Raw genomic sequence first — 25,306 nt, 5'->3', positions numbered from 1 at the left:
AAGAGAAAAGTAAGAGGAAGTGAAACTTATGGATAATGAAAAACAACAATTAAGTGTGGAAGTGGCAAGACTTTATTATCAATCAGATTACAGCCAACAACAGATTGCATCACAACTGGGGATATCAAGACCAACAATTTCAAGACTTCTTCAGTATGCAAAAGAAAAAGGTTACGTTAAGATTGATATTGTTGACCCATTTGCCGATTTAGATAAGTTAGCTCATCAATTAAAAGAAAAATACGGGTTAAAAGATGTTCGTGTTGTTTTTTCGCCAAAGGATGACCATGTTTCTATTAGGGGATACATCAGTAAAGAAGCAACAGAATATTTACAAGAAGTCATAAAAAATGGAGATATTCTTGGAATAAGTTGGGGAACAACAATGTATGAGGTGGCAAAACGACTTACTCCTCAAAGTGTTAAAAATGTAGAAGTGGTTCAGCTAAATGGTGGGATTAGCCATTCGGAAGTAAACACATACGCTTCAGAAACAACCGTTCTTTTTGCTGAGGCTTTCCAGACTGTTCCAAGATATTTACCATTGCCAGTAATTTTTGACAATGCTGTTGTAAAGCAAATGGTTGAAGAGGATCGTCACATTAAAAATACTATGGAAATGGGAACTAAGGCTAACGTGGCGATTTTTACAGTTGGTGCAATTCAAGATGAAGCATTACTCTTTCGTTTAAGTTACTTAAGTGAAAAAGAGAAAAAAACCCTAAAACAAAAAAGTGTAGGCGATATTTGTGCTCGATTTTTTAATGAGAATGGTGATATTTGTGATGAACAAATTGATAATCGTACGGTAGGAATATCCCTAGATGCTCTTAAACAAAAAGAAAAATCTATATTAGTTGCAGGTGGTAAATACAAAGTAAAAGCAATTAGAGGTGCATTAAGTGGAAAAAATGCAAATATCTTAATTACTGATCAATATACTGCGAAGAAGCTTTTAGAATAATATTTGAACAAAATTTCATTTATAACTTTACAAATGTTCAAAAAGGTTTTATTATAAAACTACAATAAAATGAAAAGGAGTTATAAATTAATATGGATTATAAAATGTTAGTTTCTAAAGCTTTCCAAGGAAGAATGAACGCTTATGTTCCTTATTCTAACTTTAAAGTCGGAGCAGCTGTACTTATGGAAGATGGAACAATATATACAGGGTGTAATATAGAAAATGCATCTTATGGGGCAACTAATTGTGCGGAAAGAACAGCTATATTTAAGGCAATATCTGAAGGGCACACAACCATTAAGGCAATAGCCATAGTAGGAGTAGAAAACGACTACACATATCCTTGTGGTATTTGTAGACAAGTAATAGCAGAATTTGCTTCAGATGATATTGCAATTGTTTTAGGAAAAAATGAAAATGAATATATAGTTAAAACTATGGAAGAAATTTTACCTGGAGCCTTTACAAAAAAAGACTTAGAAAAGTAAAAGAGTACTATATGATTTTAACTATAATAGTTACTAATATTGAAAATGGACTAGTACCTACTTCAAAATAGTTCAAAGAAAATAGTAATCAAATTTATAAGTATGCTTCTGTAATCGTTTGAGCTAAAAGGATTACAGAAGCATATTTTTTGTAAAGTTTACAGACTTAAACGAAAGTAAAAAAATTTATCACTTTCTGAACAAAATTTCATTGAGTGCTTTACAAATGTTCAAAAAAGTTTTATTATAGGACTATAATAAAAGAGTAAAAGGAGATTTAAAATGAATATTGCAAAAATGATTGATCACACAGCATTGAAACCGGACACAACAAAGGAACAAATCCTAAAATTAGTAGAGGAAGCAAAGAAGTATGAGTTTGCATCTGTTTGCGTGAATCCAACTTGGATTAAAGTAGCAAGTGAGGAATTAAAGGGCAGCGGAGTTGATGTATGTACTGTTATAGGGTTCCCTCTTGGTGCTAATACTACTGAAACAAAAGCATTCGAAACAAAGGATGCTATAAAAAACGGAGCAACAGAAGTGGATATGGTTATTAACATTGGTGAGCTTAAGGATAAAAACGATGTTTATGTAGAGCAAGATATTAAGGCTGTTGTTGAAGCTGCAAAAGGAAAAGCATTGGTGAAGGTAATTATAGAAACTTGTCTTTTAACAGAAGAAGAAAAAGTACGAGCTTGTAAACTCGCTAAAAAAGCTGGTGCAGATTTTGTAAAAACATCAACAGGATTCTCAAGTGGTGGAGCTACTGCAGAAGACATTGCACTCATGCGTAAAACAGTAGGTACAGAGATGGGAGTTAAGGCTTCTGGCGGTATTCGTAGTAGAGAAGATGCGATAAAGATGATTGAAGCTGGGGCAAGTCGTGTAGGTGCAAGTGCAAGTATTTCCATCGTTACTGGAGAAACAAATAGCGGTGATAGCAAATATTAAGAACTTATTTGAAGTTGCTATTTTAAAATAACATCCAGCTTTGTATATAAGTTGTTAATCTTAGATACAAAGCTAGATGTTAAAGTCGATTTAAGTGTCATTGTTATAAATAAAAAAATCTATAGCATAATTTTTTTTGTTGTAATCGTTATATAACATCGTAATAATAAACTTATAACATACAAGGAGGAACTTCAAAATGAAGTATATTATAGGAATCGTAGGATTAGTTGTTGTATTGGGACTTGCATGGATTGCTAGTTATGATAAGAAGAAGGTGAAGTATAAGCCTATAATAACTATGGTTATTTTACAATTCATACTAGGTTTTATATTATTAAATACTGAAGTAGGTAGTTTTTTAGTAGGTGGAATAGCAAATGGGTTTGAACTATTGCTTAAGTGTGCTGCAGAAGGAGTAAATTTTGTATTTGGTGGACTAGTTAATGAAAACCAATTTACATTCTTTATTGGGGTTCTTTTACCAATCGTATTTATTTCAGCTTTAATTGGTATTTTGCAATATTGGAAAGTACTTCCGGTTGTAGTAAAATATATTGGTTTAGTTTTAAGCAAAGTTAATGGAATGGGTAAGCTAGAATCTTATAATGCAGTTGCATCAGCCATTCTTGGTCAATCAGAAGTATTTATTTCAGTAAAAAAACAACTTGGTTTACTACCAAAACATCGTCTATACACTCTTTGTGCATCAGCTATGTCAACGGTATCGATGTCTATTGTTGGTTCTTATATGGTTCTTTTAAAACCAAAATATGTTGTAACAGCACTTGTTTTAAATTTATTTGGAGGATTTATTATATCGTCAATTATAAATCCATACACTGTAACAGAAGAAGAAGATATTTTAGTAGTCCAAGAAGAAAAGAAACAAACTTTCTTTGAAGTTCTTGGAGAATATATTATGGATGGATTCAAAGTAGCTATTATAGTTGGTGCTATGCTAGTTGGATTTGTAGCAATAATTGCTATGATTAATGCAATTTTCAGAGGTGTTTTCGGTATTTCATTCCAGGACTTTCTTGGATATGTATTCTCTCCATTTGCATTTTTGATGGGTGTACCTTTTAATGAATCGATAAAAGCTGCAAGTATAATGGCAACCAAATTAGTATCAAATGAATTTGTTGCGATGAACTTGTTGTCAAGTGGAATTATACATTTATCTGCAAGAACAACAGCAATTGTTTCTGTATTTTTAGTTTCCTTTGCAAACTTCTCATCTATCGGAATTATTTCAGGAGCAGTAAAAGGACTTCATGAGGAACAAGGAAATGTAGTTGCTCGTTTCGGGCTAAAATTACTATATGGTGCAACACTAGTAAGTGTGTTAACAGCAACTATCGTTGGATTAATTGTATAAAATAAATAAAAAACTGTATAAAATAAATGAAAGAAGGAATGAAAATGAAGGCATTTAAAAGAATACATATTATCGTTATGGATTCTGTCGGCATTGGAGAAACACCAGATTCAAATGAGTTTGATGATTTTGGTGTTAATACTTTAGCACATATTGCTGAGAAGAAAAATGGTTTAAATATACCAAACCTAGCAACACTTGGAGTGTCAAATATTCATGAAATTAAGGGTGTAGAAAAGGCTGTTCAACCAAAAGCTTACTTTGGAAAAATGCAAGAGGCCTCATGTGGAAAAGATACTATGACAGGCCATTGGGAGATGATGGGTTTACATATTGATAAACCATTTCGTGTTTTCGCAGATGGCTTTCCAGATGAATTAATTAGAAAAATAGAAACTTTCTCTGGAAGAAAAGTTATTGGAAATAAGCCTGCTAGTGGAACTGAAATTATAAAAGAATTCGGTGAAAGACAGCTTGAAACAGGGGAGCTAATAGTATATACTTCTGCAGATTCTGTGCTTCAAATTGCTGCAAATGAAGAAATTATACCTTTAGATGAACTGTATAAAATTTGTGAATACTGCCGTAAGCTAACACTAGAGGAACCATATACACTGGGAAGAATTATTGCTAGACCATTTGTAGGAAAAACTGTAGATACATTTAAGAGAACTTCAAATCGTCACGACTATGCATTAAAACCTTTTGGAGAAACAGTAATGAACTATTTACAGCAAGCAGGCTTAGATTCTATTGCAATTGGAAAAATTTCAGATATCTTTGACGGAGAAGGTGTTACAAGGGCAATTAGAACTATATCAAACATGGATGGTATGGATAAATTAATAGCATTATTAGATGAAGAATTCCATGGTATTAGTTTTATTAACTTAGTGGATTTTGATGCAGCTTATGGACATCGTCGTGATCCAATTGGATATGGAGATGCTTTAGAAGAATTTGACGCAAGATTATCAGAAGTATTTGAAAAACTACAAGAAGATGATTTATTATTAATTACAGCAGACCATGGAAATGATCCAACTTATCGTGGTTCAGATCATACAAGAGAATTTGTCCCATTACTTGCTTACTCAAAACAATTCAAGGAAGGGAAAGATTTAGGAATACGAAAAACTTTTGCTGACATAGGTGCAACAATCGCTGATAACTTCAATATACAAATGCCAAAGTATGGCGAAAGCTTTTTACAAAAATTAATATAAAAAGGGTGGTAATAAAAAATGAGAATGGTAGATATAATTGCAAAAAAACGTGATGGAAAAGAATTAACAACAGAAGAAATTAATTTTTTCATAGACGGCTATACTAAAGGAACAATTCCTGATTATCAAGCAAGTTCCTTTGCAATGGCTGTATATTTTCAAGATATGAATGACCGTGAGCGTGCAGATTTGACAATGGCAATGGTTAACTCTGGAGAAACTATTGATTTATCAGCAATTGATGGTATAAAAGTAGATAAGCACTCCACTGGCGGTGTAGGTGATACAACAACACTTGTATTAGCGCCTCTTGTTGCTGCTCTAGATGTGCCTGTTGCTAAAATGTCTGGTCGTGGCTTAGGCCATACTGGAGGAACTATTGATAAGCTAGAATCTGTTGATGGTTTCCATGTAGAGATTACTAAAGATGAATTTATTGAATTAGTTAATCGTGATAAAGTTGCTGTTATTGGTCAAAGTGGTAACTTAACTCCAGCAGATAAGAAATTATATGCACTTCGTGATGTAACTGGAACTGTTAATTCAATTCCATTAATCGCTAGTTCTATCATGAGTAAAAAGATTGCTGCAGGAGCTGATGCAATAGTTCTAGATGTTAAAACTGGTGCAGGTGCTTTTATGAAAACAGATGAAGATGCAGAAATGTTAGCACATGCAATGGTTAAGATTGGTAACAATGTAGGCAGAAATACAATGGCAATAATTTCTGATATGTCTCAACCGCTAGGATTTGCTATCGGTAATGCACTTGAAGTAAAAGAAGCTATTGATACATTAAAGGGAGAAGGCCCAGAAGATTTAACAGAACTTGTTTTAACACTTGGAAGTCAAATGGTTGTATTAGCCAAAAAGGCAAGCACATTAGAAGAAGCAAGAGAAAAACTTGTTGAAGTAATAAAGAATGGTAAGGCTTTAGAGAAATTTAAAGTATTCCTTAAAAACCAAGGTGGAGATGCATCAGTTGTAGATAACCCAGAAAAGTTACCACAAGCAAAATATCAAATTGAGGTTCCAGCACTAGAAAGTGGTGTTATTTCTAATATGGTAGCTGATGAAATTGGTATTGCAGCAATGCTTCTAGGCGCAGGCAGAGCTACAAAAGAGGATACAATTGATTTGGCTGTAGGATTGATGCTTCGTAAAAAAGTAGGAGACAAGGTAGAAAAAGGTGAAAGCCTTGTAACTATCTATGCAAATCGTGAAGATGTAGAGAGTGTAAAAACTAAAATTTATGAAAATATTTCTATCAGCAGCGATGCTAAAAAACCAGTATTAATTCATAAGATAATTACAGAATAGACTATTTACGGCTACAGATTCTTTTCTTAAAGTGTATGTAAAGCGCCATGTATCTTGATAACTAGTTCTAAGTATCAGGTAGAATTTACTTCATCCGATACTTAGAACTATTTTTATTGAAAAAATGCCTATAAATTTTGTTACCTATAAAGCAAGCACGAAAAGGTCTCTTAGTAAGAGTCATAAACAGAGTTCTTGGCATCAGCTGGAGTTTTAACTCCACCTGATGCTTAGAAATCGTTATCCAGGGGCGTAGCCGCTCTTTACTCCAACCTTGAAGAAAATCAGAGAATCAAAATCTCTGATTTTGTGTGAATCGCTTTCACAGAGTGTAATTGGAGTATTAGAGCGGGTAGTCATCGGATAAACTCATAGCTATAAAAAATACCAATACCCTTAATTAAAGGATATTGGTATTTTTAATTTGCTTTAAACAAAACATTTTATTGTATTCACTAGTGTTTAGAATTATTTTCTTTTGTCTCTTTTACTTCTTGACTCTTATTTTCTTTTACTGTAGTATCCTTGTTAGTTTTTATTTCTTGACCTTTGTTTTCTTTAATAGTAGCTTCTTTAGACTCTTTTACCTCTTGGCCATTGTTCTCTTTTACTTTTACATCAGTTTTAGTGCTGTTTGTAGTAGTAGTAGTAGTAGTAGTAGCGCTGCTAGGAGTTTCTTGAGTAGAAGTGCTAGCAGTACCAGTAGTATTTGTAGCATCAGTAGTATTTGTAGTATCAGTAGTATTTGTATCTGTGCTAGTATTTGTAGTAGTTTCGTTACTTTGTGATGGAGTAGTTCCTGTTGTGCTTTGATTTTCTGAACTAGTATTATTTGTGGAGCTTGCTTCATCAGTAGTTTGTTCTTTTTGGTCCTTTTTAGCTTCTTTCTTTAACTGACCTACTCCACCTTTCATGGCTTCTTTCTTTGCTGTAACTACTTGAGTAAATTTTTCATTTTGAGTAGTTAGGGCTTGCTTTGCTTGATTTAATGCATCTTCAGCAGTTTTTATTGCTTGCTCGTCACCAGCTTTTTTAGCCTCTTCTAGGTTCTTTTCAGCTGTTTCTACTGATTTTTTAACTTCAAGTAATGCTTGTCTTTCTTTAGCAACAGCTATAATTGCTTCTTTCTTTTTTGTTTGCATTTCTATAACAAGTGATAAAGATTCTTTTGCATTTCCAGAAAGTTTGCTTTCTATATTTTTTAGAACTTCAATTGATTTTGTTTGTCTATCAGCTATTGTTGTTTCTAATTTTTCTAGCTCATCTAATTTTATAGAGCTGTCTGTAGTACTACCTGTAGTATTACTAGAAGTAGTATCTATAGCTTCACCTATTTTATCCTGAGCTTCAGTCATCTTATCGGTATATTCTGTTAATGTTTGAGTTGAAAGTTCAGTATTTCCCTTATCAGCCATTACTTCACTTTCTCCAAGTCTCTCTTCCGCTACATCTACCAAGGCTTCAGCTTTACTGTCATCTCCAGAAGCTAGGCTGATCTTTAAATCATCTACAGCTTTATCAATAGGGTACAATATAGTATTATCAGGTGTTATACCCGCCGCATCTGCAAGTGTTGCAGTATTAGTATCTGCGAATACCCTTCCTCCTAAACTTAAAGATACAGTAAGAGCTGTAACAAATAATGCTATTTTTTTCATGTTAATTCCTCCTAAAATTTTTTATCCTGTTTTTCTATATATATTTACGACATGAACTGAATTTTTAGGGGGGTGTATAAAAAGTTTAGACAAAATATTTATAATAAATTAGTTTTTATATTCTGTAATAAAATCACTCATTAAATAATTATAAATGTTTAAGGATTATATTGTATAAGATAAGGGGAGGAAGATTAATTGCATAATTAGAGGGCAATGAAGTATATTAGAGAACTGATTAGCCTAGTCGATAAATTAAACATTATATAAGTTAAAAATGATAACAAGCTAAAACATGATAAAAAATGCAAGATAAAGTAATATAAAACTGGATTTTAGAATATAGATTCTATATTCATTAATTTTACATTGTAGATTTATAAGTATAATGATACAATGTATTTAAAAGCAAAGAGTTTAAAAAAGACAAAAATCTGTGTTTAATTTAATAAAAATTATCAAATACTAATGAATAATCTAAAATATAATGAATGGTGGTGAAGGCTATGTTAACTTATAAGGATAAAGTTTGTACATTTGAAACACATTCTAAAATGTTCGAATCCGTTAAGAGTGAACGTAGTGTTACTACTACTATAAATTGCGTAGTTTTTCAAAAAATGAATATAGAGTTAAATATAGCATTAGTTAACAACACCTAGGAAGTAGGATATACTTTCTAGGTGTTTTATTTTTGGAACTTTAGAATGAAGTTAAAAAATTATAGATAATTAAAAGGAGGATTCGATTTATGAATCAAGGCGAGATTACTATTAAAGGAATATCTACAAAGGCAAGTAAATTAGAAAATGGAGATGTTAGCTTAGTATTTAAAGTAGGCACTTATGATAACAAGGAATCATTTTGTAAGGTTATTGTAAAAAAGGAATATTGGAAAAATGCATCAATAGGTATGAAGGATGTAAATTATTTTGTAATTAAAGGTAAACTAAAAGCCTGCGTAAATAGTAAGGGCATCCCTTTTATAGCAGTGGAGGCAACATCGATAAAAATATTTAATTTACCAAAGGATAAGAATGGGGAGATAGATCTAAATTACGAAGTACCATCTGGAACAGATGAAATAATAGATATATCGACTATAATAAATGAAAATGAAGATTTGTCTATAAAACGTGCAAGGAACAAGGCGATAAGCTATATGAAAAGTAACAATAAATTCAATAAACCAATTGTTGTGAAGAAAGAAAGTATGGTAATGGTTTCGGGACATGATCAGTATGCAGCAGCGCAAGAACTTGGAATAATTAGTGTGCCAGTGAGTTATGTGGATTAAAATAAAAAATATTAAAATAAAAAAATATTAAAATAACTTGCTTTATGTGATAAAAAGTGGTATAGTTAAAAACAGCTTAAATAAATCGTAATTAATTTTAACACAAATATATTTCAACAAATACTTACAATAAATAGTATTGCAGTATCGAGATTTTATTCGTGAATTATTACAAAGAGTTTAAGAAAAATAAAATTTCGGAGGTACACATCAATGAATGGTACAGTTAAATGGTTTAACTCAGAAAAAGGATTTGGATTTATTACAGGAGAAGATGGAAAAGATGTTTTTGCACATTTTTCTCAAATAAATTCAGATGGTTACAAATCACTTGAAGAAGGTCAAAAGGTTTCTTTTAACGTAGTTAACGGACCAAAAGGACCACAAGCAGAAAATATTACAATTATAAAATAGGTTGATATTTTACCCCTTAAATAAGAGTTTATTTAAGGGGTTTTTAGTTGTCTAAAATTATTTCTGCTTGTATATAAAACAAGCTTGTGAAATATCGTAGATATTCTTTTTATAGCATCTATAAGAATAGTAATGCAACACCTATTAGGGCTATAACAGATCCAAAGATTTCTCTAGGAACAATTTTTTCTTTAAATATAAATATAGAAGCTGGTATGATCAATATAGGTGTTATTGAGGTTATTGTTGAAACAATAGCTGTAGGTGCATGCTGAACAGCAAGTAGTGATAAAGATACACCAATGAATGGACCAAAAAATGATCCAATAGTTATATTTCTCATTGCAGTTTTATCCTTTATCGCAGTAAACACATTTCCCCAATATTTTCTGGCAGTAATAACAATACAAAATCCGACAATTGCTGCTATGATTCTAATTTGAGTAGCGGCAAAAGGGTTGTAGGAACCCATACCAAATTTACTGAAAACAAGTCCAAATGCTTGTCCTAGTGCACCTAATAGGGCATATATCAATCCCTTTATAGGATGGGAAAAGGTAATTTTCTTATCATCAGAGCCTTTAGTTAGTATAACAAGAGCAATGCCCACAATTGTTGTAATCATTCCTATAAAACCTAATAGTGTTATTTTTTCTCCCATTAATAAATAACCTGTTATTGCAGTTATCGGTGGTACTATAGACATTATTAACTGAGATATACGAGAACCAATTTCTACATAGGCTTGAAACAAAAATAAATCCCCTAAAACAAAGCCTATTAATCCTGATAAGAGAAGCCATAACCATGCAAAGCCTGATGCATCCACCGGTAAAAGCATTCCTCTAGTGAAGAAATTAAAGCCTGAAAGTAATACAAAGGCTATAAGTAGTCTTATTAAATTTACACTCAGTGAACCAACTTTTTTCCCTGCAGATTCAAAGGCAACTGCAGTAACTGTCCAACATACTGCAGTTGCAAGTGCAGCAAATACTCCTAAATGTGACTGTAACATAATATTTTCCTCCGTCTTTTTTCTTGTAGTAATTCCATATTATATTTTAAGGTGTTTAACAGAATATGTCTATCGAAATATTTGGATTCAAAAAAACTTAAGAATTCTTAAGAAATTCTTATAATTGTTGTAAAGTCTATCTTCTACAATGAGATTAGATTGTTAGAAGAGGAGTAGAGAGTATGAAAAAAGGGTTAAAAAGGGTTTTAGCATTTGTTATAGTAATGTGTGGGCTATGGTATATAATTGGGTATATAGCTTTAGAATTAAAAGGTACAAACTTTAACGGAAGTGAACATAATTTAAATGAAAAAAATAAGTTGTTAGTAAATTCAAGCAGCATTAATGCCAAGGCAGAACTAATATTAGTAAATAGCAAGCATGCTTTAAGTAAAGACTTTAAACCAGAAGATTTAACTATACCAAATATACCATTTACCGCTGGAGTAGGCCAGGAAGAAAAGCATGTAGCAGGAATTATTGCAGATCCTTTGGAGAAATTAGTAAGTGTGGCGAAAGATGAAGGGGTCATATTACTTGGTAATTCAGGTTACAGATCATATAAATCACAGGTGAGCACCTATACCAATAGAGTAAAATCAGAAGGAAAGAAGCTTGCAGATGCATATGTAGCTAAACCTGGATTTAGCGAACATCAAACAGGGCTATGTATTGATGTTACTAATAAAAATGGATATCTTGTAAAAGGAACAAAAGAAGCAGATTGGCTTGAAGAAAATTGCTATAGATTTGGTTTTATTATAAGATATCCTTATGGAAAGAAAAATATAACGGGTATCGAATATGAACCTTGGCATATTAGATATGTTGGGAAAGAAGCTGCTAGGTACATTTATGATAATAGAATTACGTTAGAGGAGTACTTAGGAAAATAATCATACAATTGGAGGAGTAAATGAACAGCAATATTCTTGTAGTAGACGATGAAAAAGAAATAAGAGATTTGTTAGAAATAAATCTTAGAAATGAAGGATACAGTGTTTTTAAGGCAGGCTGTGGAGAAGAGGCTTTAGAAATATTAGATGGGGAAGAAATTCATATAATAGTTTTAGATATAATGATGCCAGGCATTGACGGACTCGAAGTTTGCAGAAGAGTAAGAGAAAAGTATAACATACCAATTCTTATGTTAAGTGCAAAAGCGGAGGATATGGATAAAATTCAAGGTATTATGACTGGTGCGGATGACTATGTATGTAAGCCTTTTAATCAATTGGAACTTACGGTTAGGGTAAGAGCATTACTTAGAAGGGCATATTTCTTAAATACTAAGATGCAGGTTTCAGACGACTTAATAAGAATTGAATCAATGATTATAGATAAGAGCAAACACAAGGTAATAGTAGATAATAAAGAAGTAGATTTAACAGCAAGAGAGTTCGAAATACTTTATTTATTGGCTACAAATAGAGGAAGAGTTTTTAGTGCAGAGGAAATTTTTGAAAAGGTGTGGAAGGAAAGATATTATCAATCTAATAATACTGTTATGGTGCATATGAGCAGACTTAGAGATAAGATAGAACATCATATGGAAGGTAATAAGGTAATTCACACTGTATGGGGAGTTGGTTATAAAATTGAAAAATAAAAGATTCTATAAATTTTGGCTAACGTCATTAGTTGAGGCAGTAACTGCTGCATTGTTAACTTTCATAATTTTAGTTGTAAGTAGTAAAATATTATCTTATTTATACATAAACACTAAAATTCAACTTGTTAATTATATTTTTAAGTTTTGGAGAATTATTAAGTTTCGGATGCTTGGAGATTATATATATATAATTATTGAATTAGTATTATTTGCGTTACTATACTTGTTTATAACATATAGAAAATCTAAAAGTCTAGCAGCTATTATAGATGAAACTGAAATAATGACTAACGGTGACTTGGATAGATTAATAGAAGTTAAGTCAAAAGGTGATATTAAAGATTTGGTGAAAAATATAAATAATATTTCAAAGCAGCTTAAAGAGATAACAGTAGAGGAAAGAAAAGCACAACAAACTAAAAGTGATTTAATAACTAATGTTTCTCACGATTTAAGAACTCCATTAACTTCTATAATAGGTTATTTAGAAATTATTGATACCGATAAATATAAAGATGAAGTGAAACTGAGATATTATGCAAATATAGCATTTGAAAAAGCGAAAGCTTTAAATTTGCTTATTAATGATTTGTTTGAACTTACTAAAATGCAAAATAACACTATAAATCTAGATAAAGCTGATATTAATTTAGTAGAATTATTAGGTCAAGTGGTTGCATATTTTGAATATCAATTTAAGATTGCAAATATGAAATCAAGAATTAATTTTTCAGAAGATAAGCTAATAGTAAATGCAGATGCAGGGAAATTAGTTAGAGCTTTCGAAAATTTACTATCTAATGCAATTAAGTATGGAAGAGATGGCCTTTACGTTGATGTAACAACAAAAATTGAAGAGAATATGGCAGTAGTTCAAGTTGTAAATTACGGACAATCAATACCATCAATAGACTTGCCACATATATTTGATAGATTCTATAGAGTAGAAAAATCAAGAAACAGCGATATAGGTGGTTCTGGATTAGGGCTATCCATTACAAAAAATATTATAGAGCTTCATCAGGGAATGATATCAGCCTATAGTAATAATGATAGAACTGTATTTGAGGTTAGGTTGCCAGTAAAATAAGCATATGAAATGAAATATTGAGGAATATAAAAACTAAAATAATAGAACCCTAGTTGATGGAAATATATGTGCTATTATGTGCTATAATGGGAATGATTAATATAAAATAAGAGGAGAATAGTATGATATTTTATTTTTCTGGAACAGGAAATTCCTTGCAAGTAGCCAAAAATATTGCAGAACATAATGATGGAAAATTGATTTCCATAGCATCAGAATTAAATAGTAAGTGTGACAATTTCGAGTATGATCTCAAGGATAATGAAGTTATCGGTTTTGTCTATCCGGTATATGCTTGGGGGCCACCAAAGATGGTTCTTGAATTTATTAAAAAACTAAAACTTAATAATTATAGAGACAACTATATTTTTTCTGTAGCAACCTGTGGTGAAAATATAGGAAATACAATGAAAGTTGTAAGTACTTCTTTAAAGAAAAAGAATCTAAATTTAAATAGTGGTTTTTCTATATCGATGCCTAATAATTACATTATTATAGGTAATGTTGATTCAAAAGAAGTAGAAGAAAAAAAACTTCTAGCAACAGAAGAAACTTTAAAAAATATAAACGAGGTTATAGAAGGAAGAAAAAAGGATATATTCCAAATTGTAAAAGGGGCTATGCCTAGTATTTTAACCGGTGTAATAAATCCTTTATTTAACAAAGGTGCTGCAAATACGAAAAAATTTTATGCAGATGATAGCTGTACAGGTTGTGGTATTTGTGAGAGCGTATGCAATTGTAAGACCATAAAGGTAGAGGGAAAGCCTAAGTGGGGAAAAGAGTGCACTCAATGCTTAGCTTGCATTCATCTTTGTCCAGTTAGAGCAATTCAATACGGTAAAGGCACTAAAAGCAAGGGAAGATATAAAAATCCTAATATTGGTGTGGATGAGATGAGAGTAAATAGATAATAAGAAGCCATTAAATGAAAATATAATAAGGGTTTATAGCAGGAAATAAATATATTATATAATAAATAAACTATTATTGCAGAGTAATGTAATAATAGTTTATTTTTATTTGATATGAATTAATTTTAGTAGCAGGGTGAAAATATGTTTATGATATCAATATTCTAGTAAGAAAGGGAGATACTTTATGGAACATATTATAAGAAACAAACTTAAAGTTTTATTTATATTGATTTTTATCATTATAATTTATCTTCTGAAATTCATTGGAAATAAGGTGTTTACAAAGGATAATAATATTGATTTTTCCAATTTTAAAGGATTAGCTATGGATAAGGTAAATATAAATCTAAAGTATGAGGGTACGAATTTAGCTTTAAAATTACCTATATATGTAGAAAACAACAGATATTATGTTCCAGTTACTGAGATTATCAAGGAATTAGGTGGACAAATAAGGAAAGAGGATGACAGGTTAAATTTGAATTTAGGTGAGTCTAATGCAATAGTAAGTGTTAGCAATAATAGCTTAAATAAGGATGGAAAACAAATTAAGTTAAAGAAAAGAGTTATCTTTAATGATAATGTAGTTTATATTTCTATGTTTGATTTTGTTAAGCTATTTAATTTGAAAACTCACTGGGATTATACAAATAATACTATATGTGTCTATAATAATAGGGAGCATTCACAGTCTAAAACGATGAAAACCAATGGGTTACCAGCATTAATTAGACTAGAAGATATTACAGCAGGTGGCATATATGGATCGTCTGAAGCATTAGAGAAATTAAGAGTAGTAGCAGAGTTTTTATATATGGAAGGAGTACCTTTTCATATGGCCTGGGTTCCTAGGTACATAAATCAAGCATTAAAGATTGATAATGATCCTTCACAAAAGTATAGTATATATAATTCAGAGTTTATTTTTACTATGGATTATCTTATAGATAAAGTTGGGATAGTAGGATTACATGGCTATACTCATCAATATGGCAACTCAGAAAGTATAGATGGGATAGAATTTCACATGGGTAAAAATGATAATATACCAGAGAATAAAGAATATGCACAAAACAGAATAAATAAAGCCTTAGAAACTGCAAAAAAACTAGATATTCAGTGTGGATTTTTTGAAGCACCTCATTATGCTATACTTCCAGCTCAATTAGAGGTTGTTGAAAAGAATTTTAATATAATATACGAGCCTTACTCAATTGATGGAGGAATAACTGAGTATAAAGGAATAGTTAGAAAAGATAACTACGGGAGAAAAATAACATATATTCCAACTCCACTTAACTACATAGATGGTAAACTGGACTGTAATAACATGTTAAATAGGATAGATAGCATTAATAAAAATACTCTTGCAAGCTTTTTTTATCATCCCTATATTGAGTTTGATGATATAAAACTATATAGAGACAAGGATGGTTACCCTTATTATCAGTATTCGGATAAGTCTGTGCTTCATCAAGTTATTAATAAGTTCATAGATAGAAAATATAAATTTATTAAAATAAATGAAATTTGCTAAATGAATAATACTATTTGTAGTTTTTAATTTGACATATATAAACATAGTGTATAAAATTATAGTATAATGGAAAATTTTAAAAAGTCATGTACTCTGGAATTGTTCTGGAGAATGCGACGATTACTGGAGCAACGCCCAACAGAAAGGAATTATCTAATCTGAAGGGAAGGCTAGGATTAATCATAACTTTTTTGCTATGATAAATTTAAACTTTCCTTGAGAGGTTTCAGGAAAGTTTTTTTATTTTTCGAAATCAAATAGATTAAGCTTGAAATAAAGTTTTATTATGAAAAATAATCATCTATCCTGAGGTTTAGAACAACTTGAAGATATTAAATCAACATATTTTGAATAAGGGTGATTATATGCGGAGAATAAAAGGTTTAATAATACCCCTGATTATTATTGTCATATGGAGTACGGGATCATTTTTGAGGTTATTTAATGATTATATAATACCTAGTCCTTGGGAAATTTGGGGTACTGCCTATGAATTAATCAGAAGTGGCGAACTAGTAAGACACTTGGCCGTTAGTTTTTTAAGAGTGTTCGTAGGCTTCTTTATAACTTTTGTAGTGGCGTTTCCTTTAGCTATAATTATAGGTTCTAAAGAAAAATCCATACACTATTTTGAACCATTTTTAGAATTTATGAGGCACATACCGCCTCTAGCAGTTATTCCTATTTTAATATTATGGTTTGGAATTGGAGAAACCTCAAAGTTAGCTGTTATATTTTTAGCGACTTTTTTTCCAATATTTTTAAACACTTTAAATGGAGTAACTAATTACGATAAAAAGCTTTTAGAAGTTGGACAGGTACTAGGTTTTAGCAACAAGGAGAATTTTTTTAGGATTATACTTCCTCAAGCAGTTCCTTCAATAATAACTGGTATGCAATTGGGCCTAGGTTACAGCTGGAGATCTTTAATGGGAGCAGAGCTTATTGCAGCTTCTTCAGGGATAGGATACATGATAATGGATGCAGAGCAGCTTTCAAGACCTGATATCATAATAGTAGGAATTTTTTCAATAGGTATTATTGGGTATATAGTGGACTATTGTTTTATTGAGATAACTAGAAAGTTTATGACTTCTTATGGAAAAGAGGTGGAGCATGGCAGGGCTAAGGATACAGAGTTTGTGCAAGAGCTTTGATATAAATGATAAGAAAATAGATGTATTGAGAGATATAAATATTTGTATACAAGACAAAAGTTTTGTAACTATTGTTGGTAAAAGTGGTTGTGGTAAAACCACACTTTTGAGAGTACTTTGTGGACTAGAAAAACAGTCTGAAGGGAGTATAGAATTTATAGGTAGCTCACTAAAAAATAAAATAGGTATAGTTTTTCAAGAACCAAGGCTTATGCCATGGCTTACTGTTGAACAAAATATGGCTTTTCCTTTTATAAAAGAGAAGGATAAAAACTTAGTATATGATACAGTTCATAAGTATTTAAAAATGTTAGGCTTAGAAAATTTTAAAGATGCTTATCCACATCAAATTTCAGGAGGAATGGCACAAAGGGTGGCATTAGGCAGGGCCTTATGTTACGATTCAGAAATAATACTTATGGATGAACCTTTGGGGGCACTAGATGCCTTTAATAGAAGGAAACTTCAGAAAGAGTTTATAGACATTTTCTTGGAAAACAAAAAAACTATAGTATTTGTAACTCATGATGTAGATGAAGCAGTGTACCTTGGACAAAAGGTAGTAGTTATGGATAAGGGAAGGATTGTTAAAGAAGTACCAGTAAACTTGGACTACTATAGAGATTTTAACAGTAGAGAGTTCTTACAGATCAGAGAAGATATCTTAAATCTATTTTTTACATAAACAAATTTCTTGACATTAGATTGAGTTTTACAACATCTGATGCTTATTAACAGGTTTCTAAGTGTATTTGACCATTATCTTTTAGGGAAAATCGTTATTCAGGGACGTAGCAGCTCTTCACTTCCAATTTAGGAAAAGTAGGAAAGTGTGAATCGCTTTCATAGAGTTTGGGAGATTATTAGGGCGATTATTCAATGAATAACCAATTAAATATTTAGGGGGATTTATAATGAAAATATCTAAAAAATTATGTGCACTAATAAGTGCTGCTCTTATTACAAGTACAGCTCTAGTTGGATGCGGAGCAAAATCAACATCAGGAACAGAAACCTCAAGCAATAAGGCTCAAGAAAGTAAGGTTTCAAACATAAATATATCCTATGTTAAAGCACCTTTAAATGTTCCTTCAATTGTAGAAAAGAAGAAAAATCTATTTGAAGATGAGTTTTCAAAAGACAATATAAAAGTTACTTTTCCTGAAATAACAGAAGGGTCAAAAATGACTGAAGCAGTTGCGGCAGGCTCTTTAGATTTTTGCAATGCAATAGGGGCAACATCTGTTATATTAGCTGCAGCTAATGGGGTAAATATAAAAATAATAGGCATGTATAGCAGGGCACCAAAGGCTTTTACAATTATAAGTAAAGATCCAAACATAAAAACTGTAGCTGACTTAAAAGGAAAAAAAATAGTGGGACCGAAAGGCACCATACTACATCAGCTTTTATTAGGAGCATTAAAAAATGGTAATATGAAGGTAAATGATGTTCAATTCATTAATATGGGAATACCAGAAGGTGTTTCAGCTTTAATGGCTGGTAGTGCTGATGCTGCTCTAGTAGCTGGTGCTGCTGTTCAACAGGCAGTTTCAAAGGGGGCTCATATAATAACGACTGGAGAAGGAATTTTAGATGCTACTATAGTAATTGCAGCAGGAGGAGACTTTATAGAAAAACACCCAGATATAGTTAAAAGATATATGTCTGTTCACGATAAAAGTCTTAAATTTATGAAAGAAAATCCAGAAGAAACATATAAGTTAGCAGCGGAGGAAACAAAGCTTACTGTAGATCAAGTTAAAGAGATGTACAACTGGTATAATTTCGATTCTAAGATTACAGATAATGATATTAAGGAATTAGAGAAAACACAAGATTTCTTAAAAGAAAATGGAATGCTTAAGAAAACAGTTGATATTAAATCATTAATAAAGTAACGTTTTAACTAGAAGGATGGTTCTTGAAAGAATAAGAATCATCCTTTCTAATTATGATATTGAAAATACTGATATTATAAAATAAGGAATTTACAATGATTAAGTTTCGATGATGGGTATAATAAATAATATACTTGAGATAGGAGGTGACGAATGGATAGAATATGATATATTTATATGATTTTGCAAAGATAATAATTGCTTGTTTTTTAGGTGGATTAATAGGCTATCAGAGACAGAAAAAAGGTATGTCAATGGGACTTAGAACCCATATTGTTGTTTGCGTAAGTGCTGCCTTAGTACAAATAATCTCTATAGATTACAATATATTAAACGAAACTAATGTTGATGTAATGAGATTAGGTGCTCAGGTTATATCAGGAATTGGTTTTCTAGGAGTTGCAAGTATTATTAAGGAAGGTAGAACTGTAGTTGGGCTCACCACTGCAGCAACTATATGGTTTATAGCCTGCGTAGGTTTAGCTGTGGGAAGTGGCCTCTATATTCAAGCTTCAATAGCTACTCTTATTATTTACTTTTTTTTGAAAGATGTACTTAATCTAGACAAGAAAATAAAGAAACAGAGAAGTAATGATAATGTTTATGAATTAGAAATTACATTAGATACTATTTTAGAAGATAAGAGTAAGGTTAATGATATATTTGAAACTATTGCTCAGAAGGGATTTGAAGTTTCTGACATTCACATAAACGTAGAGGATAATAGTAGCGTTATAATTGCTATGACAATAATATCGACCTCGGGAAAAGTATCAAATGAAATATTTGCAGATTTGCTTCAATATAATTATGTGAAAAAAATTGACTTTGTTTAGATACAAAGTCAATTTTTTATATTTACATTTTATAATATTTAGAAGAGTAATATGATATCCATAACTGGTGTATTTGTTGAGACTTTAATTCTCCTATTAAGTAAATATACTAACCGCCTAATAAAAATCACTTGTTTATTAGGTTGGGTAATAGATTATAAATTACTTAATTATCTTTATCTGTAGGCTTCCAATATTTTTCTGCCTCTTCTTCCATCTTTGTAAGTCTTTTATAATAATCAGGGAATTCATTTAAATGAGCAAGTGTTATTTTGCCTGTTAAAATCGGATCATCATTAGTAATATTGGTAAATGGGTTGACAGTACCGTGCTCTAATTCAACATTCAATCCAATTCTAAATTGTTCAACATCAAACTTATCAAATTTTATATTAAGATACCAGGCAATCCATAAAGCTTCTTCTTTAGTAAAACTTTTTCTGTTAGGAGTCCTAGCAAAGTAAGGGTATCGATACATAAATATCCTCCTAGAACAAAATTATAATTCTATTCTATGTATATATTTCAAATTTGTTACCTTTTAATAGTAAAGAAGACATAATAAAAATAGATGAATCTAATTACATGAAAATACTCTGTAGCGAGACTTGTAGGTGTTTTTAGAAAATTACTATAAGAATATTCGCGGAATTATATTTACAATTATAATATTATGTAAAGTAATTTAAAAGTAAACAAAAATAAAATTAAAAAACATTAGATATTCGATAGAAAGAGTAATTTGATCATTTTTGTAATAGTATATAGCTCAATAGAAAGCTGTTAAATTATTTAAAGGTAGAGGCTAGATATAGAAAATTTAATAAGTAATAATCATTTGTGTTTTTAGTCAAGATAAAAACAAATTGAATAATTTATAGAATTAAGTAATGAATTTAAAACTTGAGGGATTTATGATTAATTGCATTACCTTGTAATAAATGGACATATTTAACTAAAACATTTATAATATATATGGAACTTAGGGAATAGGGGGATAAAAAAATTGAAAAATAAAATTTTAATTACAGTTATTTGTAGTGTACTTGTACTTTCTTTTAATAAGGTACAAGCTGCAGATTTTACGGATAATCAAACAGTAGATTCAAAGAAAACTTGGACAATTAAATTTAGTAAAGAACTAGGTTATGATGATTTAACTAAGCAGGCTATTACAGTAACCGACAGTAAAGGTAGCAAAGTCAATGCAGAAATTCAATTAGGTCAGGATAATAAAACAGTTATGGTAACAGCTCCTGAAAGTGGATATACCTTAGGTGAAGATTACATATTAAATATAGGAAATGAAGTTCATTCTAATAATGGCAAGCAATTAAAAAACGAACATAAATTACATTTTAATATTAGAAATAATAGTAAATCTTTAAATGAAAAATTTCAAACTAAGATTAAATCTGGTAACTTGTCTTACGGTTATAGTATTGATCAGGTATTAAGTGACATAGATAAGCTCCAGCTTAATACCTTAAATATTCCTGTATTTATAAATATCAGCAGTGATACAAGTGAAATGACTATTGATAAGTTAAGCGAAGATAAAGCCATAAGTTTAATTAATCAGTTGAAGGATAAAAATATAAATGTAATACTAGAGCCCTACCCATGGATAGATGGAGGAAATAAAAATGAAACAGAATGGACTCCAAAGGACATGAAAAAGTTCTTTTCTAACTGGAAAACAAGTGTTTTAAAAACACTAATAGATGATGTTGCAAATCCCTATAATGTACAAGCATTAAATATAGGATCAAACTTTGTCATGATAGAGCCTGAAGAAAATAGTTGGTGTGATACCATAGATTTTGTTAGAAGCAATTATAGAGGATTAGTAACGTATAGAACTAATTTTTGGTATACTGCTGATTGGGATCCACAGTTAACTAGTAAGTATCAAAGCAAACTAAATAACAGACTATTCTCAAAGTTAGATTTTATCTCTATTGCAGCTTATTTTGAACTTACAGACAATAATACAACTGTAGGAACAGATACAGTAGATAATCTAATAAGTGCTATAGAAAGTACACAAATAAATAATAGAAAGCAAAATGTAAAACAGGAAATAAAAAATTTCTATGATAAATGGAAAAAACCAATTTTCTTTGGAGAACTTGGTTTTCCGAGGGTTAATAATGCATCATTTCACCCTTGGGATCCAACATCAAATACTGTTTTAAACAACGTTGAGCAAGCTAATTGCTTTGAAGCCTATAGAAAAACCTTTGAAAATGAGCCTTGGCTTTTAGGAATCTCTATTTTTGCTATAGGAGATAACAGTACTGATAAGCTTTATTATCCAAGTGATGAAAGTGTAGTAATTATTAAAAAATGGTATAGTGGGGAAAAATAGAATTCTGAGATTCAAAAATACTTATAAATTAATGGTATAGGATTGAGTGTCCTCTTTGGTTAAAATAACAAAGGTAATTAGATTACGAAATTAAAAACACCTAGAAAGTATGGTATGCTTTTTAGGTGTTTTTAAGTCTATGAGACTTATAACTACCGGTAAACGTATAAACTCTTCATTTCTCACAAAACTAAAAAAGGAAGAGCACGTACTATAGTTTAAGATTACAATTATAATATTATGTAAAGTTAATCTAAAGTAAACTAAAAATCACAAAAACATAAAAATTAAAATAGAAATAGATAATAAAAATTGAACTTTGACTTTCTTTGACTTTTGTATTATTATCTAATTAAGAAGTAAAATAACTACATAAGAAGGGAAGATGAATTATGAATATAGAAAAAATGACTATAAGAGTACAGCAAAGTTTAAATGACGCTCAATTAACAGCGGTAAAATACAATCACCAACAATTAGATGTAATTCATCTATTTTCGGCATTAGTAAATCAAGAAGATGGATTAGTACCTAATATATTTGAAAAAATGGGTGTAAATTTAAAAGAATTGAAGCAAGATATACATCTTCAATTAAATAAAATACCTAAGATTTTAGGTGAAGGGGCGCAAAGCTCTGGAGTATATGCAACTAGAAGAATAGAAGAAGTTTTAGTTAATGCAAACTTAATAGCTGAAAAATTTAAAGACTCCTATATAAGTGTAGAGCATGTTATGTTAGCCATTATGGATATAGATAAAAAAGGTGTAGTAGGAAGTATATTAGCTAAATTTAGCATAAAAGATTCCGAGTTTATGAAAATATTATCTCAAGTGAGGGGAAGTCAAAGAGTTGACACTCAAGATCCTGAAGGAACTTATGATGCATTATCTAAGTACGGAACAAACTTAGTTGAGTTAGCTAAGAAACATAAATTAGATCCTGTTATAGGAAGAGACGAAGAAATAAGAAGGACTGTCAGAATCCTTTCGAGAAGAACTAAAAACAATCCAGTATTAATTGGAGATCCGGGAGTAGGTAAAACTGCTATAGTAGAAGGACTCGCTGAAAGAATTGTAAGAGGAGATGTACCAGAGGGATTAAAAGATAAGATAATATTCTCATTAGATATGGGAGCATTAATTGCCGGTGCTAAGTACAGAGGAGAGTTTGAAGAAAGATTAAAAGCTGTACTTAAAGAGGTACAAAGCTCTAACGGGAGAATAATATTATTTATAGATGAAATTCATACAATAGTTGGAGCGGGAAAAACTGAAGGAGCCATGGATGCAGGTAATCTTATTAAACCATTACTTGCAAGAGGAGAACTTCACTGTATAGGTGCAACTACCTTTGATGAATATAGGCAATATATTGAAAAAGATAAGGCATTAGAGAGGAGATTTCAAAAAGTATCAGTAGATGAACCTACTGTAGAAGATACTATCTCTATACTAAGAGGTTTAAAGGAAAGATTTGAAATACACCATGGTATTAGAATACATGATTCTGCTATTGTAGCAGCAGCAAAACTTTCTGATAGATATATTCAAGGGAGATTTCTGCCAGATAAGGCTATTGATTTAATAGATGAGGCTGGTGCAATGATAAGAAGTGAAATAGATTCCCTTCCAACTGAATTAGATATGGTTAGAAGAAAGCTATTCCAATTAGAAACGGAAAAAGAAGCCTTGTCAAGGGAAATTGATGATGCATCGAAAGCACGACTTGAAATGTTAAATAAGGAACTTGCAGAGCTTAAAGAAAAAAATGATGAAATGACTGCTAAGTATGATAAAGAAAAAGGCCATATTCTTGAGATAAGGAATCTAAAAGCACAATTGGATGAGGCAAGAGGAAATATTGAAAAATATGAAAGAGAATATGATTTAAATAAAGTAGCAGAATTAAGATATGGACTTATACCAAAACTTGAGGCAGAAATAAGTCAAAAAGAAACAGAAATGAAGGAAAATTATGAAGTAGCTCTACTAAAAGAAGAAGTAACGGAGAATGAAGTGTCTGAAATAGTAGCTAAATGGACTGGAATTCCAGTATCTAAGCTTGTAGAAGGAGAACGGGAAAAACTATTAAAACTAGAAGAAGATTTGCAAAAGAGGGTCATAGGTCAGGATGAAGCAACAAGAAGTGTATCGAATGCAGTTATTAGAGCAAGAGCTGGAATGAAGGACGAAAAAAGACCAATAGGTTCCTTTATATTCCTTGGACCAACTGGAGTTGGAAAAACTGAACTTGCAAAGACCTTAGCTAGAAACCTTTTTGATAGTGAAGAAAATATTATAAGAATAGATATGTCTGAATACATGGAAAAGTATTCAGTATCAAGACTTATAGGAGCGCCTCCAGGATATGTAGGATATGAAGAAGGCGGACAGTTAACAGAAGCGGTTAGAAGAAAACCTTATTCAGTAATCCTATTTGATGAAATAGAAAAAGCTCATGAAGACGTGTTTAATGTATTTCTTCAAATATTGGACGATGGAAGACTGACCGATAACAAAGGAAAAACCGTAGATTTTAAGAACACAATAATAATCATGACTTCTAATATAGGGAGTAACTATCTCCTTGAAAACAAGAGCGAGAATTCTATAGACGAAAATATTAGAACTGATGTAATGAATGAAATGAAGAGAAGATTTAAGCCTGAATTTTTAAATAGATTAGATGATATAATACTATTTAGACCGTTAAATAGTGAGGGAATTAAGAAAATAATAGATATATTCCTTCAAGATGTGAGAAAGAGACTCCACGATAGAAATATCACTATGAAGATTACTGAAGCTGCAAAGGAACTTTTAGCTGAAGAGGGCTATGACCCGGTTTATGGAGCTAGACCACTAAGAAGATATATTGAAAATACTTTGGAAACAAGCATTGCTAGAAAGATAATCGCTGGGGAAGTCTATGATGGGTGCACTGTAATTGTTGATAGTAATGAAGAGAATATTTTAATTACGATTGAATAAAAATCATTATGTGAAGGCTGTGCTGAATTAATTAGCACGGCCTTCAACTTTAATAAAATCTGAAAAAGATAAGCCATAGAAAGAAGATTTTTTATCCATATAGATATATTGTGGATTAAGTGGTATAATTTAGAAAAGAATCCAAGCAATATATAAAAAATCTTGGTTATAT

At 30.9% G+C, this 25,306-nt stretch carries 23 protein-coding genes; 20 read left to right on the top strand and 3 right to left on the bottom strand.

Annotation, left to right across the window (positions count from 1 at the left end; translation table 11 throughout):
• The first annotated feature begins 28 nt into the window (after nt 1–28).
• From AC0N0V_RS10960 to AC0N0V_RS10935, 6 genes are all read left to right on the top strand, one after another.
• Complete coding sequence (locus AC0N0V_RS10960; RefSeq protein WP_474464118.1) at nt 29–964, top strand: sugar-binding transcriptional regulator; 936 nt, start codon at nt 29–31, stop codon at nt 962–964.
• 92 nt (nt 965–1,056) lie between these two features.
• Nucleotides 1,057–1,455, top strand: a complete 399-nt coding sequence (locus tag AC0N0V_RS10955; RefSeq protein ID WP_474464116.1) for a cytidine deaminase — start codon at nt 1,057–1,059, stop codon at nt 1,453–1,455.
• 282 nt (nt 1,456–1,737) lie between these two features.
• On the top strand, nt 1,738–2,409 hold the full coding sequence (gene deoC, locus AC0N0V_RS10950; RefSeq protein WP_474464114.1) for a deoxyribose-phosphate aldolase: 672 nt from the start codon (nt 1,738–1,740) through the stop codon (nt 2,407–2,409).
• Nucleotides 2,410–2,608: 199 nt separating this feature from the next.
• Complete coding sequence (locus AC0N0V_RS10945) at nt 2,609–3,790, top strand: NupC/NupG family nucleoside CNT transporter (RefSeq protein ID WP_474464112.1); 1,182 nt, start codon at nt 2,609–2,611, stop codon at nt 3,788–3,790.
• A gap of 44 nt (nt 3,791–3,834) precedes the next feature.
• Nucleotides 3,835–5,016, top strand: coding sequence for a phosphopentomutase (deoB, locus tag AC0N0V_RS10940; protein ID WP_474464110.1), 1,182 nt, complete (start codon nt 3,835–3,837; stop codon nt 5,014–5,016).
• An 18-nt stretch (nt 5,017–5,034) separates the two neighbouring features.
• Complete coding sequence (locus AC0N0V_RS10935; RefSeq protein WP_474464108.1) at nt 5,035–6,336, top strand: pyrimidine-nucleoside phosphorylase; 1,302 nt, start codon at nt 5,035–5,037, stop codon at nt 6,334–6,336.
• 455 nt (nt 6,337–6,791) lie between these two features.
• Here the strand turns inward: AC0N0V_RS10935 and AC0N0V_RS10930 are convergent, their stop codons facing one another.
• The gene (locus AC0N0V_RS10930; RefSeq protein WP_474464106.1) at nt 6,792–7,994 is read right to left on the bottom strand and encodes a DUF5667 domain-containing protein; all 1,203 of its coding nucleotides are present in this window, start codon (nt 7,992–7,994) and stop codon (nt 6,792–6,794) included.
• Between the two features lie 506 nt (nt 7,995–8,500).
• Between AC0N0V_RS10930 and AC0N0V_RS10925 the strand changes: the two genes are divergently transcribed.
• From AC0N0V_RS10925 to AC0N0V_RS10915, 3 genes are all read left to right on the top strand, one after another.
• Nucleotides 8,501–8,656, top strand: coding sequence for a hypothetical protein (locus AC0N0V_RS10925; RefSeq protein WP_474464105.1), 156 nt, complete (start codon nt 8,501–8,503; stop codon nt 8,654–8,656).
• Nucleotides 8,657–8,745: 89 nt separating this feature from the next.
• A complete protein-coding gene (locus tag AC0N0V_RS10920) occupies nt 8,746–9,291 on the top strand; it encodes a ParB N-terminal domain-containing protein (protein ID WP_474464104.1) in 546 nt (181 codons plus the stop codon).
• 213 nt (nt 9,292–9,504) lie between these two features.
• A complete protein-coding gene (locus tag AC0N0V_RS10915) occupies nt 9,505–9,705 on the top strand; it encodes a cold-shock protein (protein WP_474464103.1) in 201 nt (66 codons plus the stop codon).
• A gap of 118 nt (nt 9,706–9,823) precedes the next feature.
• On the opposite strand, the gene AC0N0V_RS10910 is transcribed toward AC0N0V_RS10915, so the two are convergent.
• On the bottom strand, nt 9,824–10,720 hold the full coding sequence (locus tag AC0N0V_RS10910; protein ID WP_474464102.1) for a DMT family transporter: 897 nt from the start codon (nt 10,718–10,720) through the stop codon (nt 9,824–9,826).
• 182 nt (nt 10,721–10,902) lie between these two features.
• Here AC0N0V_RS10910 and AC0N0V_RS10905 point away from each other — a divergent pair, with 182 nt between their 5' ends.
• From AC0N0V_RS10905 to AC0N0V_RS10865, 9 genes are all read left to right on the top strand, one after another.
• On the top strand, nt 10,903–11,616 hold the full coding sequence (locus AC0N0V_RS10905) for a M15 family metallopeptidase (protein ID WP_474464101.1): 714 nt from the start codon (nt 10,903–10,905) through the stop codon (nt 11,614–11,616).
• 20 nt (nt 11,617–11,636) lie between these two features.
• Nucleotides 11,637–12,329: a response regulator transcription factor gene (locus AC0N0V_RS10900; RefSeq protein ID WP_474464100.1), complete on the top strand. Its 693-nt coding sequence runs from the start codon at nt 11,637–11,639 to the stop codon at nt 12,327–12,329.
• A complete protein-coding gene (locus AC0N0V_RS10895; RefSeq protein WP_474464099.1) occupies nt 12,319–13,422 on the top strand; it encodes a sensor histidine kinase in 1,104 nt (367 codons plus the stop codon). The genes AC0N0V_RS10900 and AC0N0V_RS10895 overlap by 11 nt, the downstream gene beginning before the upstream one ends.
• A gap of 122 nt (nt 13,423–13,544) precedes the next feature.
• A complete protein-coding gene (locus AC0N0V_RS10890; protein ID WP_474464097.1) occupies nt 13,545–14,336 on the top strand; it encodes an EFR1 family ferrodoxin in 792 nt (263 codons plus the stop codon).
• 187 nt (nt 14,337–14,523) lie between these two features.
• A complete protein-coding gene (locus AC0N0V_RS10885; protein ID WP_474464096.1) occupies nt 14,524–15,876 on the top strand; it encodes a DUF2334 domain-containing protein in 1,353 nt (450 codons plus the stop codon).
• Nucleotides 15,877–16,307: 431 nt separating this feature from the next.
• Nucleotides 16,308–17,033, top strand: coding sequence for an ABC transporter permease (locus AC0N0V_RS10880; protein ID WP_474464094.1), 726 nt, complete (start codon nt 16,308–16,310; stop codon nt 17,031–17,033).
• A complete protein-coding gene (locus AC0N0V_RS10875; RefSeq protein WP_474464092.1) occupies nt 16,993–17,718 on the top strand; it encodes an ABC transporter ATP-binding protein in 726 nt (241 codons plus the stop codon). Before AC0N0V_RS10880 ends, AC0N0V_RS10875 begins: the two co-directional genes overlap by 41 nt.
• Nucleotides 17,719–17,947: 229 nt before the next feature.
• Entirely contained in the window at nt 17,948–18,934 is a 987-nt protein-coding gene (locus AC0N0V_RS10870; protein ID WP_474464090.1) for an ABC transporter substrate-binding protein, read from the top strand.
• Between the two features lie 164 nt (nt 18,935–19,098).
• Entirely contained in the window at nt 19,099–19,770 is a 672-nt protein-coding gene (locus AC0N0V_RS10865) for an MgtC/SapB family protein (protein ID WP_474464088.1), read from the top strand.
• A 166-nt stretch (nt 19,771–19,936) separates the two neighbouring features.
• On the opposite strand, the gene AC0N0V_RS10860 is transcribed toward AC0N0V_RS10865, so the two are convergent.
• A complete protein-coding gene (locus tag AC0N0V_RS10860; RefSeq protein ID WP_474464086.1) occupies nt 19,937–20,248 on the bottom strand; it encodes a DUF5661 family protein in 312 nt (103 codons plus the stop codon).
• A 528-nt stretch (nt 20,249–20,776) separates the two neighbouring features.
• Between AC0N0V_RS10860 and AC0N0V_RS10855 the strand changes: the two genes are divergently transcribed.
• Nucleotides 20,777–22,141 carry a glycoside hydrolase family 113 gene (locus AC0N0V_RS10855; protein WP_474464084.1) on the top strand — a complete coding sequence of 455 codons (1,365 nt, stop codon included), beginning with the start codon at nt 20,777–20,779 and terminating at the stop codon, nt 22,139–22,141.
• Between the two features lie 392 nt (nt 22,142–22,533).
• Complete coding sequence (gene clpB / locus AC0N0V_RS10850; protein WP_474464082.1) at nt 22,534–25,134, top strand: ATP-dependent chaperone ClpB; 2,601 nt, start codon at nt 22,534–22,536, stop codon at nt 25,132–25,134.
• Nucleotides 25,135–25,306: the final 172 nt, after the last annotated feature.

Source organism: Clostridium sp. CS1-1 (genome assembly GCF_056135525.1).
Note: the sequence above shows the minus strand (reverse complement) of the source record. Positions and strands in the feature narration are given on the sequence as shown.

Coding starts and splice junctions, on each gene's coding strand:
- AC0N0V_RS10960 (WP_474464118.1), top strand. CDS start 29: ATGGATAATGAAAAACAACAATTAAGTGTGGAAGTGGCAAGACTTTAT.
- AC0N0V_RS10955 (WP_474464116.1), top strand. CDS start 1,057: ATGGATTATAAAATGTTAGTTTCTAAAGCTTTCCAAGGAAGAATGAAC.
- deoC (WP_474464114.1), top strand. CDS start 1,738: ATGAATATTGCAAAAATGATTGATCACACAGCATTGAAACCGGACACA.
- AC0N0V_RS10945 (WP_474464112.1), top strand. CDS start 2,609: ATGAAGTATATTATAGGAATCGTAGGATTAGTTGTTGTATTGGGACTT.
- deoB (WP_474464110.1), top strand. CDS start 3,835: ATGAAGGCATTTAAAAGAATACATATTATCGTTATGGATTCTGTCGGC.
- AC0N0V_RS10935 (WP_474464108.1), top strand. CDS start 5,035: ATGAGAATGGTAGATATAATTGCAAAAAAACGTGATGGAAAAGAATTA.
- AC0N0V_RS10930 (WP_474464106.1), bottom strand. CDS start 7,994: ATGAAAAAAATAGCATTATTTGTTACAGCTCTTACTGTATCTTTAAGT.
- AC0N0V_RS10925 (WP_474464105.1), top strand. CDS start 8,501: ATGTTAACTTATAAGGATAAAGTTTGTACATTTGAAACACATTCTAAA.
- AC0N0V_RS10920 (WP_474464104.1), top strand. CDS start 8,746: ATGAATCAAGGCGAGATTACTATTAAAGGAATATCTACAAAGGCAAGT.
- AC0N0V_RS10915 (WP_474464103.1), top strand. CDS start 9,505: ATGAATGGTACAGTTAAATGGTTTAACTCAGAAAAAGGATTTGGATTT.
- AC0N0V_RS10910 (WP_474464102.1), bottom strand. CDS start 10,720: ATGTTACAGTCACATTTAGGAGTATTTGCTGCACTTGCAACTGCAGTA.
- AC0N0V_RS10905 (WP_474464101.1), top strand. CDS start 10,903: ATGAAAAAAGGGTTAAAAAGGGTTTTAGCATTTGTTATAGTAATGTGT.
- AC0N0V_RS10900 (WP_474464100.1), top strand. CDS start 11,637: ATGAACAGCAATATTCTTGTAGTAGACGATGAAAAAGAAATAAGAGAT.
- AC0N0V_RS10890 (WP_474464097.1), top strand. CDS start 13,545: ATGATATTTTATTTTTCTGGAACAGGAAATTCCTTGCAAGTAGCCAAA.
- AC0N0V_RS10885 (WP_474464096.1), top strand. CDS start 14,524: ATGGAACATATTATAAGAAACAAACTTAAAGTTTTATTTATATTGATT.
- AC0N0V_RS10875 (WP_474464092.1), top strand. CDS start 16,993: ATGGCAGGGCTAAGGATACAGAGTTTGTGCAAGAGCTTTGATATAAAT.
- AC0N0V_RS10870 (WP_474464090.1), top strand. CDS start 17,948: ATGAAAATATCTAAAAAATTATGTGCACTAATAAGTGCTGCTCTTATT.
- AC0N0V_RS10865 (WP_474464088.1), top strand. CDS start 19,099: ATGATATATTTATATGATTTTGCAAAGATAATAATTGCTTGTTTTTTA.
- AC0N0V_RS10860 (WP_474464086.1), bottom strand. CDS start 20,248: ATGTATCGATACCCTTACTTTGCTAGGACTCCTAACAGAAAAAGTTTT.
- clpB (WP_474464082.1), top strand. CDS start 22,534: ATGAATATAGAAAAAATGACTATAAGAGTACAGCAAAGTTTAAATGAC.